The sequence below is a fragment of the Pseudomonas rubra genome (genome assembly GCF_028656935.1).
In the GTDB taxonomy this organism is placed as follows: domain Bacteria; phylum Pseudomonadota; class Gammaproteobacteria; order Pseudomonadales; family Pseudomonadaceae; genus Aquipseudomonas; species Aquipseudomonas rubra.
This window is the reverse complement of the sequence record NZ_JAMDGZ010000002.1, coordinates 23,336-39,700: the sequence shown is the minus strand read 5'-3', so window position 1 is coordinate 39,700 and position 16,365 is coordinate 23,336. Positions and strand designations below refer to the sequence as shown.

At 62.3% G+C, this 16,365-nt stretch carries 10 protein-coding genes; 5 read left to right on the top strand and 5 right to left on the bottom strand.

All coding sequences use genetic code 11. The annotated features are described in order from the left end of the window. The first annotated feature begins 113 nt into the window (after nucleotides 1–113). The 4 genes from rloA2 (at nucleotide 114) to creD (ending at nucleotide 4,259) form a co-directional block, all read left to right on the top strand. Nucleotides 114–617, top strand: a complete 504-nt coding sequence (gene rloA2 / locus M5G17_RS00920; protein ID WP_273891160.1) for a retropepsin-like aspartic peptidase RloA2 — start codon at nucleotides 114–116, stop codon at nucleotides 615–617. Nucleotides 618–713: 96 nt separating this feature from the next. Further along, nucleotides 714–1,397: a two-component system response regulator CreB gene (gene creB, locus M5G17_RS00915; RefSeq protein WP_273891159.1), complete on the top strand. Its 684-nt coding sequence runs from the start codon at nucleotides 714–716 to the stop codon at nucleotides 1,395–1,397. Beyond that, nucleotides 1,397–2,830 carry a two-component system sensor histidine kinase CreC gene (creC, locus tag M5G17_RS00910; RefSeq protein ID WP_273891158.1) on the top strand — a complete coding sequence of 478 codons (1,434 nt, stop codon included), beginning with the start codon at nucleotides 1,397–1,399 and terminating at the stop codon, nucleotides 2,828–2,830. Before creB ends, creC begins: the two co-directional genes overlap by 1 nt. Before the next feature lie 94 nt (nucleotides 2,831–2,924). Then, nucleotides 2,925–4,259, top strand: coding sequence for a cell envelope integrity protein CreD (creD, locus tag M5G17_RS00905; RefSeq protein WP_273891157.1), 1,335 nt, complete (start codon nucleotides 2,925–2,927; stop codon nucleotides 4,257–4,259). 112 nt (nucleotides 4,260–4,371) lie between these two features. On the opposite strand, the gene M5G17_RS00900 is transcribed toward creD, so the two are convergent. The 5 genes from M5G17_RS00900 to aceE form a co-directional block, all read right to left on the bottom strand. Beyond that, the gene (locus M5G17_RS00900) at nucleotides 4,372–5,004 is read right to left on the bottom strand and encodes a glutathione S-transferase (protein WP_273891156.1); all 633 of its coding nucleotides are present in this window, start codon (nucleotides 5,002–5,004) and stop codon (nucleotides 4,372–4,374) included. 9 nt (nucleotides 5,005–5,013) lie between these two features. Then, the gene (gene msrA, locus M5G17_RS00895; RefSeq protein WP_273891155.1) at nucleotides 5,014–5,679 is read right to left on the bottom strand and encodes a peptide-methionine (S)-S-oxide reductase MsrA; all 666 of its coding nucleotides are present in this window, start codon (nucleotides 5,677–5,679) and stop codon (nucleotides 5,014–5,016) included. 90 nt (nucleotides 5,680–5,769) lie between these two features. Then, nucleotides 5,770–8,463 (bottom strand): putative bifunctional diguanylate cyclase/phosphodiesterase, encoded by a 2,694-nt coding sequence (locus M5G17_RS00890; RefSeq protein WP_273891154.1) that lies wholly within the window; start codon nucleotides 8,461–8,463, stop codon nucleotides 5,770–5,772. Between the two features lie 271 nt (nucleotides 8,464–8,734). Beyond that, nucleotides 8,735–10,351 (bottom strand): dihydrolipoyllysine-residue acetyltransferase, encoded by a 1,617-nt coding sequence (gene aceF, locus M5G17_RS00885; RefSeq protein ID WP_273891153.1) that lies wholly within the window; start codon nucleotides 10,349–10,351, stop codon nucleotides 8,735–8,737. A gap of 13 nt (nucleotides 10,352–10,364) precedes the next feature. Then, a complete protein-coding gene (gene aceE / locus M5G17_RS00880) occupies nucleotides 10,365–13,010 on the bottom strand; it encodes a pyruvate dehydrogenase (acetyl-transferring), homodimeric type (RefSeq protein ID WP_273891152.1) in 2,646 nt (881 codons plus the stop codon). A 372-nt stretch (nucleotides 13,011–13,382) separates the two neighbouring features. On the opposite strand from aceE, the gene glnE reads away from it, so the two are divergent. After that, complete coding sequence (gene glnE / locus M5G17_RS00875) at nucleotides 13,383–16,319, top strand: bifunctional [glutamate--ammonia ligase]-adenylyl-L-tyrosine phosphorylase/[glutamate--ammonia-ligase] adenylyltransferase (RefSeq protein WP_273891151.1); 2,937 nt, start codon at nucleotides 13,383–13,385, stop codon at nucleotides 16,317–16,319. Nucleotides 16,320–16,365: the final 46 nt, after the last annotated feature.

Genomic DNA, 16,365 nt, shown 5'->3' with positions numbered 1-16,365 from the left:
TCCGGCCACCTGCACCGGGACAAATGTTTCACATTGTGTTGAATAAGCTATCGGCGCGAACCTATCCTGCCTGCGCAGTCTAAACACTGTCTTATCTCAAGGAAGCGGATCCTGTGAAATCTGTACTTGCCCTGTTGTCGCTGTTGGCCCTGCCGGTCATGGCCGCTGAGCCGACCCTGTATGGCCGCTATGAATACATCAAATTGCCAGAAGTCGGTGGCCAGACCTTCAAGGCCAAGATGGACACCGGCGCGCTGACTGCCTCGCTGTCGGCCAAGGACATTGAAACCTTCACCCGTGATGGCGAAGACTGGGTGCGCTTTCGTGTCGCCACCAAGGATGCCGACGGCAAGGTCTATGAACACAAGCTGGCGCGCATCAGCAAGATCAAGAACCGCGCCGATGAAGAGGAAGACGGCGAGGGCGCCGAGATCAGCAAGCGGCCGGTGGTTGATCTGGAGCTATGCTTGGGTGAGGTCAAGCGTACCGTCGAGGTCAACCTGACCGACCGCAGCAGTTTCAACTACCCGTTGCTCATTGGCGCCAAGGCGTTGCGCGAGTTCAAGGCGGCAGTGAACCCGGCGCGCAGGTTTACCGCAGACAAGCCTGACTGCTGATCAAGGGTAGGAGCGGGCTTGCCCCGCGATGAGGCCTTGCCAGGCGCCGCATAATCTCCTACAAGTGCAGCATTTCCACCGCCAGGCCCGGATGCCATGCCGCACATATTGATTGTCGAAGACGAAGCGGCCATCGCCGATACGCTGATTTTCGCCCTGCAGGGCGACGGCCACAGCACCGAATGGGTAACCCTGGGCAGCGCTGCGCTGGAGCAACAACGCCAGTGCCCGGCTGATCTGATCATCCTCGACATCGGCCTGCCGGACATCAGTGGCTTTGAAACCTGCCGCCAACTGCGGCGTTTCAGCGAGGTGCCGGTGATGTTCCTCAGCGCCCGCGACGGTGAAATCGACCGGGTGGTGGGCCTGGAAATCGGCGCCGACGATTATGTGGTCAAACCCTTCAGCCCGCGCGAAGTGGCCGCCCGGGTGCGGGCGATCCTCAAGCGCATGGCGCCACGCGCCGAACCGCTTGCCGCCGCCCCGGAGCTGTTCCAGGTCGATACCCTGCGCATGCAGATCCACTATCGCAGCCAGGCCCTGAGCCTGACCCGCCACGAGTTTCGCCTGTTGCAAAGCTTGCTGGAGCAACCTGAGAGGGTGTTCAGCCGCGAGCAACTGCTCGATGCCGTCGGCGTGGCTGCCGATGCCGGTTACGAGCGCAGCATCGACAGCCACATCAAGAGCCTGCGTGCCAAGCTGCGCGCGGTCACGGCTGATGCCGAGCCGATCCAGACCCACCGCGGCCTGGGCTACAGCTACAGCCCGAGCCACAGCTGATGCGCCTGGGGATCCGGATTTTTCTGGTGTATTTCCTGTTTGTCGGGCTGACCGGCTACTTCATCCTCAGCACCGTGCGCGAGCAGATTCGCCCGGGGGTGCGCCAGTCCAGCGAAGAGACCCTGGTCGATACCGCCAACCTGCTGGCGGAAATCCTCCATGACGACGTAAAGGCCGGCACCCTGGGTCAGAGCCGGTTGCCGGTGCTGCTGCGTGCTTATGGCCAGCGTCAGCCCAAGGCCGATATCTGGGGCTTGTCGAAGAACCAGGTCAACCACCGCATCTACGTCACCGATGCCCAGGGCAAGGTCCTGCTCGACTCCGCCGGCGTGGCGGTGGGCGAGGACTATTCGCGCTGGAACGACGTCTACCTGACCCTGCGCGGTCAGTACGGCGCGCGCTCGACCCGCAGCAACCCGGACGACCCGGAGTCGTCGGTGATGCACGTGGCGGCGCCGATTCTCGATGAAGGCCAGATCATTGGCGTGGTCACCGTGGCCAAGCCGAACAAGTCGCTGCAGCCTTACATCGACCGTTCCGAGCGGCACCTGCTGTACCTCGGCCTGGGCCTGATCGGCCTGGGCTTGCTGGTGGGCGCGGCGCTGTCGTGGTGGCTGGCACGTTCGCTGCGCCGGCTGACCCGCTACGCCCAGGCGGTCAGTGAAGGCGAGCGGACGGCGCTGCCGCACTACCGCGGCGGTGAGCTGTGGCAACTGGCGGCGGCGGTGGAACGCATGCGTACCCAGCTTGAAGGCAAGGACTACGTCGAACGTTACGTACACACCCTGACCCACGAGCTGAAAAGCCCGCTGGCGGCAATTCGTGGCGCCTCCGAGCTGCTCCAGGGGCCGATGAGCGACGAGCAGCGCCAGCGCTTTGCCGGCAATATCGAAAGCGAAAGTGCGCGCATGCAGCAGTTGATCGAGCGCCTGCTCAATCTGGCCCAGGTCGAGCAGATGCAGGAGCTGGAAGAACAGCAGCAGGTGCCGCTGGCCGCCTTGGTCGACGAGTTGCTGTTGGCCCAGGGCGCGCGGATCGAAAGCGCAGCGTTGCAGGTACGTCAGCGTGTGCCCGCTGCCACTCGGCTGCTGTGTGACCCGTTCTTGATGCGCCAGGCCATCGCCAACCTGCTGGACAACGCCCTGGACTTCACCCCGCCCGGTGGTCTGCTGGTGTTTGAACTGGAGCACGGCGATGGCCGCGTGGCCTTGAGCCTGTTCAACCAGGGCGAGGCGATTCCCGACTATGCCCTGAGCCGGCTCAGCGAGCGCTTCTACTCGCTGCCGCGACCGTTCAGCGGACGCAAGAGCACCGGGCTGGGGCTGAACTTCGTCGAAGAGGTGATGCAATTGCATGGCGGCGCGCTGGAAGTGGCCAACGTCGAAGATGGCGTACGCGTGCGTTTGTGGCTGCCGGCCAAGCGCCTGGGCTGAAACTTCACAGAGTCTGCACACAGGCTCCACATAAGTCCCCAAGGGCTCCATTTCGTTTGCGCAGACTCTGCTCATCGAAACCGGAGCCCCATCCATGAACCGCAAACTGAGTTACAAACTGGCCGTGATCGGCTTTTTGATCGTCCTGCTGCTGGTCCCGTTGTTCATGATCGGCGGCCTGATCCAGGACCGTCAGTACCAGCGCGATAGCGTGGTCCGCGACATCGCCCAAAGCTCAAGTTTTGCTCAGCAGATTACCGGGCCGATGCTGGTGGTGCCGTACCGCAAGATTGAACGGCGCTGGAAGACTGAAGAGGGCAAGAGTTTCCAGGAAATCAGCCAGGTCAACGGCCACTTGTATTTCCTCCCGGAAACCTTCGATCTTAATGCCAACATCGACACCGAGCTGCGTTCGCGCGGTATCTACGAGGCCCGCCTGTTTCACGCCAATAGCCACATCAACGGCCATTTCGAGATCCCGGCCAACTGGGGTATTACCGAGGATTTCGAAGATTATCGCTTCGAACCCGCGTTCCTGGTGGTGGGTATCAGTGACATCCGTGGCATCGAAAAAGGCCTGCAACTGCAGCTCAACGATCAGCGTCTGGACTTTGCCGCCGGCACCAAGCTGGGCTGGATGAGCGGTGGCGTGCATGCGCTGTTGCCGGGCGTCGATGGCAAGGTCAAGAGCGTGCTCAACTATGCCTTCGACCTCAGCCTGCAAGGCACCGAACAACTGCAAGTGTTGCCGGTGGGGCGTACCACCAGCGTGGCGATGGCTGCCAACTGGCCGCATCCCAGCTTTGACGGCAACTACCTGCCTGTCAGCCGCAAGATCGATGCCGGTGGTTTCTCGGCGCGCTGGCAGACCTCGTTCTTCTCCACCAACCTCGAAGACGCCCTGACCCAATGCGTGGTCAATGACAAGTGCAACATGTTCAATGGCCGAGCTTTTGGTGTCAGCTTCATCGACCCGGTGGATCAGTACCTCAAGAGCGAGCGGGCGATCAAATATGCACTGCTGTTCATTGCCCTGACCTTTGCCGGCTTCTTCCTCTTCGAAGTGCTCAAGGGCTTGAGCGTGCACCCGATCCAGTACGGCCTGGTAGGCGTGGCCCTGGCGTTCTTCTACCTGCTGCTGTTGTCGTTGTCCGAGCACTTGGGTTTTGCCATGGCGTATGGCTTGTCAGCGGCGGGTTGTGTGTTGTTGATCGGTTTCTACCTGTGCCACGTGCTGCACAGCGTGTTTCGCGGCATGGGCTTCGCCCTGGGCCTGGCGATGCTCTACGGCATGCTCTATGGCCTGCTGACGGCCGAGGATTACGCGCTGCTGATGGGCTCGCTGCTGCTGTTCGCGCTGTTGGGTGTTTTCATGGTCCTGACCCGTCGCCTGGACTGGTACGGGGTTGGCCAGGTGCGCTTGCCATGAGTGGCTTGCGCGAGGAGCGGCGCTGGGCGGCCAGCCTGAAGTTGCATATGGCGTTTGTGTGGTGCCTGTATCGCGGGGCAAGGTGGCAGGCTTGCCCCGCGATTAGGCCGGTTCAGGCAAGCGAAGGATCAGTCGCCCGCATCGACTCACGCTGACTCACCTGCGCATACCATCCCGCCAACTGCGGCTGTTGTTCACGCCAGCCAAAGTCGGGGAAGCGCAGGTCCAGGTAACCCAAGGCGCAGGCAACACCGATGGCGGCGATGTCGAACACCGAGGCCAGTTCGGCGAAGTGTTCGCGCTCAAGGTTGCTCAGGCCACGACGGATCTTGTCCTGTTGCGCTGCGATCCAGGTGTCCCATTGCTTGTCCGTCGGCCGCAGGAAGGTTTCGTAACGGGTCAGCGCGGCGGCATCCATGATCGCATCGGCCAGCGACGCCAGGGTCAGGCGATGCCAGCGTGGCAAGCCCTCACGGGGGATCAGCGGGGTACCCACATGCTGCTGGTCGAGGTACTCGCAGATCACCCGGCTGTCGTGCAGCACGGAGCCGTTGGCCAGGCGCAGGGCCGGGATCTTGCCCGCCGGGTTGCCCTGGTTGAGCTCGGCAACCGGGCTTACCGGAGAAAGGTTGATGGTCTGCAACGCTACCCGGTCGGTTTGCCCGGTTTCGTGCAGCAGCACCAGCACCTTGCGCACGAACGGCGAGGCCGGCGAATGGAACAGGGTCATGCTCGGTGCGGACATGTCGATCCCTCAGTTGCCTTGCAGGCTCGGTGGCAGGCAGACACCGGTACCGCCGATGCCGCAGTAGCCTTCGGGGTTCTTGGCCAGGTACTGCTGGTGATAGGCCTCGGCGAAGTACACGGTCGGCGCCTGGTCGATTTCGGTGGTGATCTCGCCGAAACCGGCCTTGCTCAGTTCGGCCTGGTAGGCCGCTTTGCTGGCCAGTGCCTGATCCAGTTGCTCGGGGCTGGTGCAGTAGATCACCGAGCGGTACTGGGTGCCGATGTCGTTGCCCTGGCGCATGCCCTGGGTCGGGTTGTGCAGTTCCCAGAACATCGCCAGCAGCTCTTTGTAGCTGACCTTGTCCTTGTCGAACACCACCAGCACCACTTCGGTATGGCCGGTCAGGCCCGAGCAGACTTCTTCGTAGGTCGGGTTAGGGGTAAAGCCGCCGGCGTAGCCGACCACGGTACTGACCACGCCTTCACGCTGCCAGAAGCGCCGCTCGGCACCCCAGAAGCAGCCAAGGCCGAAGATGGCGAAGTCGACGTTTTCGAAGAATGGGCCGAGCAGCGGGGTGCCCTCGAAGACGAAGTGCATCTCGGGCAGGGGCATTGGGGTTTCACGGCCAGGCAATGCCTGTTCCGCAGTTGGCAGGACGTTTTTGTTCACCAGGATCTCCGAGCGCAGGACCATGATCGTTCCTCTGCTGATTAAAGGTAGGAGCGGGCTTGCCCCGCGAAGGGGCCTGAATGAACTCTATATTGCCCGAGACAATCGCCGCTGTCAGGCGATAGGGCCACGCGGATAGCGTTTGAGCTTGTCGATCAGCTCACTGCCTGGAATCGGTCGATCGAACAGGTAGCCCTGGCCGACATCGCAGCGGTGACGGCGCAGGAACGCCAGCTGCTCGGCGGTCTCGATGCCTTCGGCAACCACCTTGAGCTTGAGGTTGTGGGCCATGGCCACCACCGCCGAGGTGATTTCCATGTCGTCCTGGTTGTCGGGGATTTCATGAATGAAGCTGCGATCGATCTTGATGATGTCGATCGGGAATTTCTTCAGGTAGCTCAGCGACGAGTAGCCGGTGCCGAAGTCGTCCATGGCCAGGGTCAGGCCCAGTTGCTTGAGCTGGTCGAGCTGACGGTGGGTATCTTCGGTGGCTTCGAGCAGCAAGCCTTCGGTCAGCTCCAGCTCCAGCAGGTGCGGGGGCAGGGCTTCTTCCTTGAGGATGTTGGCGATCGAGGCGACCAGGTCCGGGTCGGAAAACTGCTTGGGCGAGAGGTTGATCGCCACCTGCAGGTTGCCCAGGCCTTCGGTGCGCAGCTTCTGGCTCATGCGGCAGGCCTGGCGGGCGATCCATTTGCCGATGGGGATGATCAACCCGGTCTCTTCAGCGACGCTGATGAATTGGTCGGGGCGGATCATGCCCTTTTCCGGGTGGTTCCAGCGCAACAGTGCTTCCAGGCCCAGCAGGCGGCCACTGCGCAGGCACAGTTTGGGCTGGTAGAACACGTCCAGCTCGTTCTGGGTCAGGGCACGGCGCAGGTTGTTCTCGACGAACAGCTTGTAGCTGGCCTCGGCGTTCAGCGCCTCGGTGAACACCTGGACCTGGTGCTTGCCGTTGGCCTTGGCCTTGTGCAGGGCCAGGCCGGCGTTCTTCATCAGGGTCTGCGGGTCGCGGCCATGCAGCGGCGCGCAGGCCAGGCCCACCGAGCCGGTGACGTTGATCAACTGGTTGTCGACGAACATCGGCTTATCGAGGGTGCGCAGCAGTTGCTGGGCAACCTGCTGGCCGCTTTCCAGGTCGGTGTCTTCAAGCAGTACGGCAAATTCATTACTGGCAAAGCGCGCCAAGCTGCCACCGGGGCTCAGGCTGTTGCGCAGGCGCCGGGCCAGGCTGATCAGCAGCTTGTCACCGGTCTGGTGGCCGAGGCTGTCGTTGATCCGCTTGAAGTTGTCGATGTCCACCAGCAGCAGGCTGATCGGGCTGTCGCTGTCGCGGGCGAAGCGCTCGTCGAGGTTACGGATGAACGCCGGGCGGTTGCCCAGGCTGGTCAGGTTGTCGGTGTAGGCCAGGCGCTCGATGCGCTGCTGGGCCAGCTTGGTCTGGGTGATGTCTTCGTAGATGCCGATGTAGTGAGTCAGTTCGCGGTTGTCGCCGAACACCTTGGAAATCGACAGCTGGCCCCAGTAAGGCTCGAGGTTCTTGCGCCGGCTCTTGAACTCGCCTTGCCAGCTGTTGCCCATGGCCAGGCTCGACGGGGCGTCGAACAGCAGCTCGCTGAGGTTCTCCAGCGCCGGCAGTTCCGACAGGCGGTGGCCATGGACTTCATCGGTGCTGTACTGGGTGATCGCGGTGAAGCTTGGGTTGACGTACTCGACCACACCGTCGCGGTTGACCAGCAAGAAGGCGTTGGCGCTTTGTTCCACGGCGCGCTGGAACAGGTGCAGGGCGTTGGTCGCGGTGCGCCGGTTGTGGTTGTTGATGACCTGGGCGAACTGGTCGGCCAGCTCGCCGGCAAAGGCGATCTCATCGGTTTGCCAGGCGCGCGCCGAGCCGGTCTGCTCCAGGCACAACACGCCGACCACCTGGCCATCGATGCGGATACTGGCATCGAGCATGGCATTGATATCGCGCGGGCGCAGGCTTTCGGCCATGTCCCGGGTGCGCGGATCGTGGGTGGCGTTATGGGCGTCGATGGCGCGGCTGGTGTGCAGGGCTTCGAGGTAATCGGGAAAGCGGCTGGCGTCGATCGGTGCGGGCAGGCGGTATTCTCGGGTATCGCGGTAAAACGCCGAGATGGGCTGCAGTTGCTGGTCTTCCAGGTACCAGATACTCGCGCAGTCGATCTTGTAAATCTCGCAGGCACTGCGGGTGATCAGCTCGGCGGCTTCAAGCAGCGAGTTGCTGGCGCTGTAACGATGGCGGGCCAGGTGCAGGATCAGCTCCTGCTGGGCGCGCACGCGCTCCAGGTGCTCAAGTTGCTCCTGTTGGGCGCGCTGGTTGAGCTGCAAGGCAATCTGCAAGCGGCTGTTGCGGGTTTCAAGGTCGGCGGCCGACAGATCGCCCGTGTCACCTGGCTGGTTGTCGAGGACCATCAGATAGCCGCGCAGCAACTGGCGGTTGTGCTGCTTGTAGGCCTCACCCAGCTCCAGCAGGGGCAGGGGCCCCTGGGCTGTGTGCAGGGTGTAGCGCACCAGGTAATGCGGGCGCTGGGCCAACTGCAGCTGGATGATGTCGTGGAGTTTGTAGCGAGCTTCGGGCTCCATCAGGCTGGCGTAGGGCGAGCCGACCAGGGCGCAGAGTTCGACGGCGGCCAGGCCGAATTGGCGTTCGCAGCCGGGGTCCAGATAGAGCAGCGCCCAGCTGGCCTCATTCAGCCGCTCGAAGCGCAGCATCCCGAGCCGCGAGGGCACGGGCAACTGCGTCACGACCTCGGCCACCATACGGCTGGCGGCATCAGGTTGGCTTTTCATCGAGAGCTCGCTTCAAGAAGGCTGTTCGCGCAAACAGAGCAATCTGCTACTACGCGTGTCGGCAAGGTTGCATCATGCGCTTGAGGCTGACAAGCGATACAGAGACCTCCGTACCAACTGTGTCGGCACTGGCAGCGAAATCTTAAGTGTTGTGGGAGCAGGCACAAGTTGCAGATAAAAAAAGCCCCGCCAAAATGACGGGGTTGAGGTACGAGCGTGGCAGCTCGAAAAGGGAGCCTGTCTCCCCGGCAGAGGAGACAGGAAACAGCAATTACAACAGCATGGTGCGGATGTCGGTCAGCAGGTCGCCCAGGCGCTTGGTGAAGCGCGCGGCAGCTGCACCGTTGATCACGCGGTGATCGTAGGACAGCGACAGCGGCAGCATCAGCTTGGGCTGGAAGGCTTTACCGTCCCAGACTGGCTGGATGGTTGCCTTGGAGACACCGAGGATCGCCACTTCCGGCGCGTTGACGATCGGCGTGAAGCCGGTGCCGCCAATGTGCCCGAGGCTGGAGATGGTGAAGCAGGCGCCTTGCATGTCATCGGCCGAGAGCTTCTTGGTCCGGGCTTTTTCTGCCAGGGCCGCAGCTTCGCCAGCCAGTTGCAGCAGGCTCTTCTGATCGACGTTCTTGATCACAGGGACCAGCAGGCCGTCCGGGGTATCAACCGCGAAGCCGATGTTGACGTACTTCTTGCGGATGATCGCCTTGCCGCTTGGTGCCAGCGAACTGTTGAAGTCCGGCAGTTCCTTGAGCAGGTGGGCGCAGGCCTTGAGCAGCAGGGGCAGCACGGTCAGCTTGACGCCAGCCTTCTCGGCCACGGCCTTCTGGGCCACGCGGAACGCTTCCAGCTCGGTGATGTCGGCGCTGTCGAACTGGGTCACGTGAGGCACGTTCAGCCAGCTGCGGTGCAGGTTGGTGGCGCCAACTTGCATCAGGCGGGTCATCGGCACTTCTTCGATTTCGCCGAAACGGCTGAAGTCGACTTCCGGGATCGGCGGGATGCCAGCACCACCGGTTGCACCGGCGGCTGGGGCCTGCTTGGCCTTCTGCATCATGGCCTTGACGTAAACCTGTACGTCTTCCTTGAGCACACGGCCATGCGGGCCGCTGGCAGCAACGGCGCTCAGCTCGACGCCGAACTCGCGGGCCAGCTGACGCACGGCAGGGCCTGCATGAACCTTGGCACCGTTTGCCGCAGGAGCGGCAGGCGCTGGCGCGACTTCGGCTTTGGCAGCAGCAGGTGCGGCTTCAGCCTTGGCAGCGGGCGCTGCAGCGGCAGGCGCAGGTGCCGGGGCGGCGGCGCCCTGGACCTTGAGCTTGAGGATGAAGTCGCCAGTGCCGACTTCGTCTTCGAGCTTGACGCCGATGCTTTCCACAACGCCTGCAGCCGGCGACGGGATTTCCATCGAGGCTTTGTCCGATTCCAGGGTGATCAGCGACTGGTCGGCTACGACGCTGTCGCCAACCTTGACCAGCAACTCGATGATCTTGGCCTTGCCCGAGGAGCCGATGTCCGGAACATGAATGTCCTGGACAGTGGCAGCCGCCGGTGCAGCGGCCGGGGCCGCTGGGGCCTCGGCAACCGCAGCAGGCTTCTCGGCAGCAGCAGGTGCTGCGGCAGGCGCGGCAGCCGCAGGGGCCGCAGCAGCGGCGCCCTCGACTTCCAGCTCCAGCAGTTCGTCGCCTTCTTTCAGGCGGTCGCCCAGCTTGACCTTCAGGCTCTTGACCACACCGGCCTTGGGAGCAGGAATTTCCATGCTCGCCTTGTCCGATTCCAGGGTCAGGATGCTCTGGTCGGCTTCGATACGGTCGCCAACTTTGACGAACAGCTCGATGACTTCACCTTCACCGCTGCCGATGTCAGGTACGCGAATGAGTTCGCTCACTTAAAAATACTCCTCAGCAGTCCAGTGGGTTGCGTTTGTCCGGGTCGATGCCGAACTTGGTGATGGCTTCGGCCACGACCTTAGGTTCGATATCGCCACGGTCAGCCAAGGCTTCCAGGGCAGCCAGCACCACGAAGTGACGGTCAACTTCGAAGAAGTGACGCAGCTTCTTGCGGCTGTCGCTGCGACCGAAGCCATCGGTACCCAGGACTTTGAACTCTTTGCTCGGTACCCACTGGCGAATCTGTTCGGCGAACAGCTTCATGTAGTCGGTGGAGGCGATGACCGGGCCTTTGCGGCCAGCCAGGCACTCTTCGACATAGGTAACCTGAGGTTTCTGACCAGGCTTGAGGCGGTTGCTGCGCTCTACGGCCAGGCCGTCGCGACGCAGTTCGTTGAAGCTGGTAACGCTCCAGACGTCGGCGCCAACGTTGAACTCTTCACGCAGGATCTTCGCCGCTTCACGCACTTCACGCAGGATGGTGCCGGAGCCCAGCAACTGAACGTGGTGCGCCGCTTCGCGGTTGTCTTCCTCGAGCAGGTACATGCCCTTGATGATGCCTTCCTCGACACCGGCCGGGATAGCAGGCTGCTGGTAGGACTCGTTCATCACGGTGATGTAGTAGAAGACGTCCTGTTGCTCTTCGGTCATCTTCTTCATGCCGTCCTGGATGATCACCGCCAGCTCGTAGCCGTAGGTCGGATCATAGGTGCGGCAGTTCGGGATGGTCGCGGCCAGCATGTGGCTGTGGCCGTCTTCGTGCTGCAGGCCTTCACCGTTGAGGGTGGTACGGCCGGCGGTGCCACCGATCAGGAAGCCACGGGTGCGGCTGTCGCCAGCGGCCCAGGCCAGGTCGCCAATGCGCTGGAAGCCGAACATCGAGTAGAAGATGTAGAACGGCAGCATCGGCTGGTTGTGGTTCGAGTACGAAGTACCGGCAGCGATGAAGGAGGACATGGCGCCTGCTTCGTTGATGCCTTCTTCGAGGATCTGGCCCTTTTTGTCTTCGCGGTAGAACATCACCTGGTCTTTATCGACTGGCTCGTAGAGCTGGCCGACGGACGAGTAGATGCCCAACTGGCGGAACATGCCTTCCATACCGAAGGTACGGGCTTCGTCCGGGATGATCGGGACGATGCGCTGACCGATTTCCTTGTCCTTGACCAGTTGCGCGAGGATCCGCACGAAGGCCATGGTGGTGGAGATTTCACGGTCGCCCGAGCCGTCGAGGATCGCCTTCAGGGTTTCCAGTGGCGGGGTCGGGATGCTGAAGCTCTTCGCGCGGCGCTGTGGCACGAAGCCACCCAGGGCGTTGCGGCGCTCGGCCAGGTAACGGGCTTCGGCACTGCCTTCTTCAGGCTTGAAGAACGGCAGGTTTTCCAGCTCTTCGTCCTTGACCGGGATGTCGAAACGATCGCGGAAGTGACGCAGGCTGTCGACGTCGACCTTCTTGGTGTTGTGCGCGGTGTTCTTGGCTTCGCCAGCACCGGTGCCGTAACCCTTGATGGTCTTGGCCAGGATGACGGTTGGCTGGTCTTTGTGGTTGACCGCCTGGTGGTAGGCCGCATAGACCTTGTACGGGTCGTGACCACCACGGTTGAGCTTCCAGATCTCGTCGTCGGACAGGTCGGCGACCATGGCCTTGAGCTCTGGGGTGTTGAAGAAGTGCTCACGGACGAACGCGCCGTCCTTGGCCTTGTAGTTCTGGTACTCGCCGTCGATGACTTCGTCCATGCGGCGCTGCAGGATACCGTCGACGTCTTTGGCCAGCAGTGGGTCCCAGAAACGGCCCCAGACTACTTTGTTGACGTTCCAGCCACCGCCACGGAACACGCCTTCGAGTTCCTGGATGATCTTGCCGTTGCCGCGAACCGGGCCGTCGAGGCGCTGTAGGTTGCAGTTGATGACGAAGATCAGGTTGTCCAGCTTCTCGCGGCCAGCCAGCGAGATCGCGCCCAGGGATTCCGGTTCGTCGCACTCGCCGTCGCCCATGAAGCACCAGATCTTCTGCTTGCCTGCAGGGATGTAACCACGGCTTTCCATGTACTTCATGAAACGCGCCTGGTAGATCGCCTGGATCGGACCCAGGCCCATGGATACGGTCGGGAACTGCCAGAAATCAGGCATCAGCCATGGGTGCGGGTACGAAGACAGCCCCTTGCCATCGACTTCCTGACGGAAGTTGTTCATCTGGTCTTCGCTGATGCGACCTTCCATGAAGGCACGCGCGTAGACGCCTGGCGAGGCGTGGCCCTGGAAGTAGATCAGGTCGCCGCCGTGCTCATCAGTCGGCGCCTGGAAGAAGTAGTTGAAGCCGATGTCGTACAGGGTGGCGCTGGAGGCGAAGCTCGAAATGTGGCCGCCCAGGTCCGAGTCTTTCAGGTTGGTGCGCATCACCATGGCCAGCGCGTTCCAACGCACCAACGAGCGAATGCGGCGTTCCATGAACAGGTCGCCAGGCATGCGTGCTTCGTGGGTTACCGGGATGGTGTTGCGGTACGGCGTAGTGATGGCATATGGCAGCTGGGAGCCACTACGGGTGGCCAGCTCGCCCATACGGGTCATCAGATAGTGAGCGCGGTCTTCGCCTTCTTTGTCGAGAACCGACTCCAGGGCGTCCAGCCATTCCTGGGTTTCGACGGGATCGAGGTCTTGCATGGCTTGCTCCAGGGCGGAAAGGCTTCCAGAATCGGTTGCCTGAGTTTGCGACTGGCCTTTTGGGCAGACGACATGAAATTCTTGGATTGCCGGAGAGTGTACCGGCGTTGTGTAGTTTTACTACAAATGAATCACCATTTCATGCTTTTGAAGTGATTTGACAGTAGTAAAACTACACAAAAAAGGCTCGTGGCCGCTGTTCGGGTTGTGGGAAAAATCGATACCGGTGGTTAAAAGCAAGTTAATAAAAGGTTTGCTGCGATGATTTATGCCAGAAAATCAGATATTTCAGCTATTTCTAACTTTTGTACGACAGTCCAACCGTACCGCTCCCACTGCTGCCAACCCAATCTCGCCGATCAAGGATAGACCATGAGCCTGCCTTTGCTGGCCGAACTGCCGGCCACCCTCACTGCGTTGGTCAGCCGTAACGAGCAATCGTTTCGTGCAGCGGTTGCCCAACAGCCTGAATTGAGCGTTGATGACTGGAATGGCGAACGTTGGGCGCAGTTCGCCCGGGTGACCGCGGCCAGTGATTTCGTCCTTGAGCAGGTTGTGCGTGACCCCGCGATGCTGGTCGAGCTTGCCGCCAGCGGCGAACTGGACCGCGCCTTTGCCCCGGGTGAGCTGTGCGCGCAGGTCGCGTCCGCCAGCCAGGCTGCGCAGAGCGAAGACGATCTGGCGCGCAACCTGCGCCGCCAGCGCAGCCGCCAGCAGGTGCGGATCATCTGGCGCGACCTGACCCGCCAGGCCGACCTGGTGCAGACCTGCCGCGATCTTTCCGATCTTGCCGACGCGTCTATCGACCAGGCCTATCACTGGCTGTACCCGCGCCACTGCCAGCAGTTCGGCACGCCGATTGGCCACCGCAGTGGCCAACCCCAGCATATGGTGGTGCTGGGCATGGGCAAGCTCGGTGCGGTGGAGCTGAACCTGTCGTCGGACATCGACCTGATCTTTGCCTTTCCCGAGGGCGGCGAGACCGAAGGGGTCAAGCGTTCGCTGGATAACCAGGAATTCTTTACCCGCCTGGGCCAACGCTTGATCAAGGCCCTGGACCCGATCACCGTTGACGGCTTTGTCTTCCGTGTCGACATGCGCCTGCGCCCTTACGGCTCGGCCGGCGCCCTGGTACTGAGCTTCAATGCCCTGGAGCAGTACTACCAGGATCAGGGGCGTGACTGGGAACGCTACGCGATGATCAAGGCGCGGGTGGTGGCCGGTGACCAGGTTGCCGGCGCGCAGTTGCTGGATATGCTGCGGCCTTTCGTTTACCGGCGTTATCTGGACTTCTCGGCCATCGAAGCGCTGCGCACCATGAAACAGTTGATCCAGCAGGAAGTACGGCGCAAGGGCATGGCCGAGAACATCAAGCTGGGTGCCGGTGGTATTCGCGAGGTCGAGTTCATTGCCCAGGCTTTCCAACTGATCCACGGCGGGCGCGATCTGAGCCTGCAGCAACGGCCCTTGCTCAAGGTGCTCTCGACTCTTGAAGGTCAGGGCTACCTGCCGTCGGCGGTGATTGCCGAGTTGCGCGAAGGCTATGAGTTCCTGCGTTATACCGAACATGCGATCCAGGCGATTGCCGACCGCCAGACCCAGATGCTCCCGGACGATGAGCTGGACCGCGCGCGCATCGCCTTCATGCTCGGTTTTGCCGACTGGCCGGGTTTCCACACACAACTGATGCACTGGCGTGGGCGTATCGACTGGCACTTCCGTCAGGTGATTGCCGACCCGGATGAAGACGAGAATGAAGAAGGCGAAGTGATCGTCGGCGGCGAATGGTTGCCATTGTGGGAAGAAGCCCAAAATGAAGAAGCTGCCTGCCGTCAGTTGCAGGGCGCCGGTTTCGCCGACCCGCAAAAAGCCCTCAAGCAACTCGCCGGCCTGCGTGCCAGCCCACAGTTGCGGGCCATGCAGCGCCTGGGGCGTGAGCGGCTGGATGCCTTTATTCCGCGCTTGCTGGCCCAGGCGGTGGAGCACGCCGACCCGGACCTGGTGCTGGAGCGGGTGTTGCCGCTGGTCGAAGCCGTGGCCCGGCGCTCGGCCTATCTGGTGCTGCTCACCGAAAACCCTGGTGCACTGCGCCGCCTGCTGACCCTGTGCGCCGCCAGCCCGTGGATCGCCGAACAGATCACCCGCTTCCCGCTGCTGCTCGACGAGTTGCTCAACGAAGGCCGGCTGTTCAGCCCGCCGCAGGCGCCGGAGCTGGCCGCCGAGCTGCGTGAGCGGCTGACGCGCATTCCTGAAGACGACCTCGAACAACAGATGGAGGCCCTGCGCCACTTCAAGCTGGCCCACAGCCTGCGTGTGGCGGCTTCGGAAATCGCCGGCAACCTGCCGTTGATGAAAGTCAGCGACTACCTGACCTGGCTGGCCGAAGCCATCCTCAATCAGGTGCTGGCCCTGGCCTGGCGCCAGACCGTCAGCCGCCATGGCCAGCCCAAACGTAGCGATGGCAGCCTGTGCGACCCCGGCTTCATTATTGTCGGTTATGGCAAGGTGGGCGGTATCGAGCTGGGCCATGGTTCGGACCTTGACCTGGTGTTCATTCACGACGGTGATCCGCAGGCCGAAACCGACGGTGCCAAGCCGATCGACAGCGCGCAGTTCTTCACCCGCCTGGGCCAGCGCATCATTCACCTGTTGACCACCCAGACCAACTCCGGGCAGCTCTACGACGTGGATATGCGCCTGCGGCCTTCGGGTGCTTCGGGGTTGTTGGTCAGCTCTCTGGGCGCCTTCGAGCGCTACCAGCAGAACGAAGCCTGGACCTGGGAGCATCAGGCCCTGGTCCGCGCCCGGGTGCTGGTCGGTTGCCCGCAGGTGGGCGCAGCCTTCGAGGCCGTGCGTTCGCGTATCCTCGGCCAGGCCCGTGACCTGCCCAAGCTGCAGGCCGAAGTCAGCGATATGCGCGCCAAGATGCGCGACAACCTAGGTACCAGGCTCAGCGCTGCCGGGACGGCGGCCAACGCATTCGATGCCGGGGTGCCCTTCGACATCAAGCAGGATGCCGGTGGTATCGTCGATATCGAATTTATGGTGCAATACGCAGCTTTGGCCTGGTCTCACGACCATCCGGAACTGCTGCGCTGGACCGACAACATCCGCATCCTTGAAGAGCTTGAGCAGGCTGGGCTGATGCCCGCCAGCGATGCCGTGCTGCTGCGCGAGGTGTACAAGGCGTTTCGTTCCGCCGCGCACCGCCAGGCCCTGCAGAAGCAGGCCGGGGTGATCGGCGCCGATCAGTTCGTTCAGGAGCGCCAGCAGGTGCGGCGGATCTGGTCGCAGCTAGGCTTGAGGTAATACATCGACCAGGCGGTTCAGGCACCAGGACGCCTGCCACGACCAC

Coding starts and splice junctions, on each gene's coding strand:
- glnE (WP_273891151.1), top strand. CDS start 13,383: ATGAGCCTGCCTTTGCTGGCCGAACTGCCGGCCACCCTCACTGCGTTG.
- creD (WP_273891157.1), top strand. CDS start 2,925: ATGAACCGCAAACTGAGTTACAAACTGGCCGTGATCGGCTTTTTGATC.
- M5G17_RS00900 (WP_273891156.1), bottom strand. CDS start 5,004: ATGTCCGCACCGAGCATGACCCTGTTCCATTCGCCGGCCTCGCCGTTC.
- aceE (WP_273891152.1), bottom strand. CDS start 13,010: ATGCAAGACCTCGATCCCGTCGAAACCCAGGAATGGCTGGACGCCCTG.
- creC (WP_273891158.1), top strand. CDS start 1,397: ATGCGCCTGGGGATCCGGATTTTTCTGGTGTATTTCCTGTTTGTCGGG.
- msrA (WP_273891155.1), bottom strand. CDS start 5,679: ATGGTCCTGCGCTCGGAGATCCTGGTGAACAAAAACGTCCTGCCAACT.
- M5G17_RS00890 (WP_273891154.1), bottom strand. CDS start 8,463: ATGAAAAGCCAACCTGATGCCGCCAGCCGTATGGTGGCCGAGGTCGTG.
- creB (WP_273891159.1), top strand. CDS start 714: ATGCCGCACATATTGATTGTCGAAGACGAAGCGGCCATCGCCGATACG.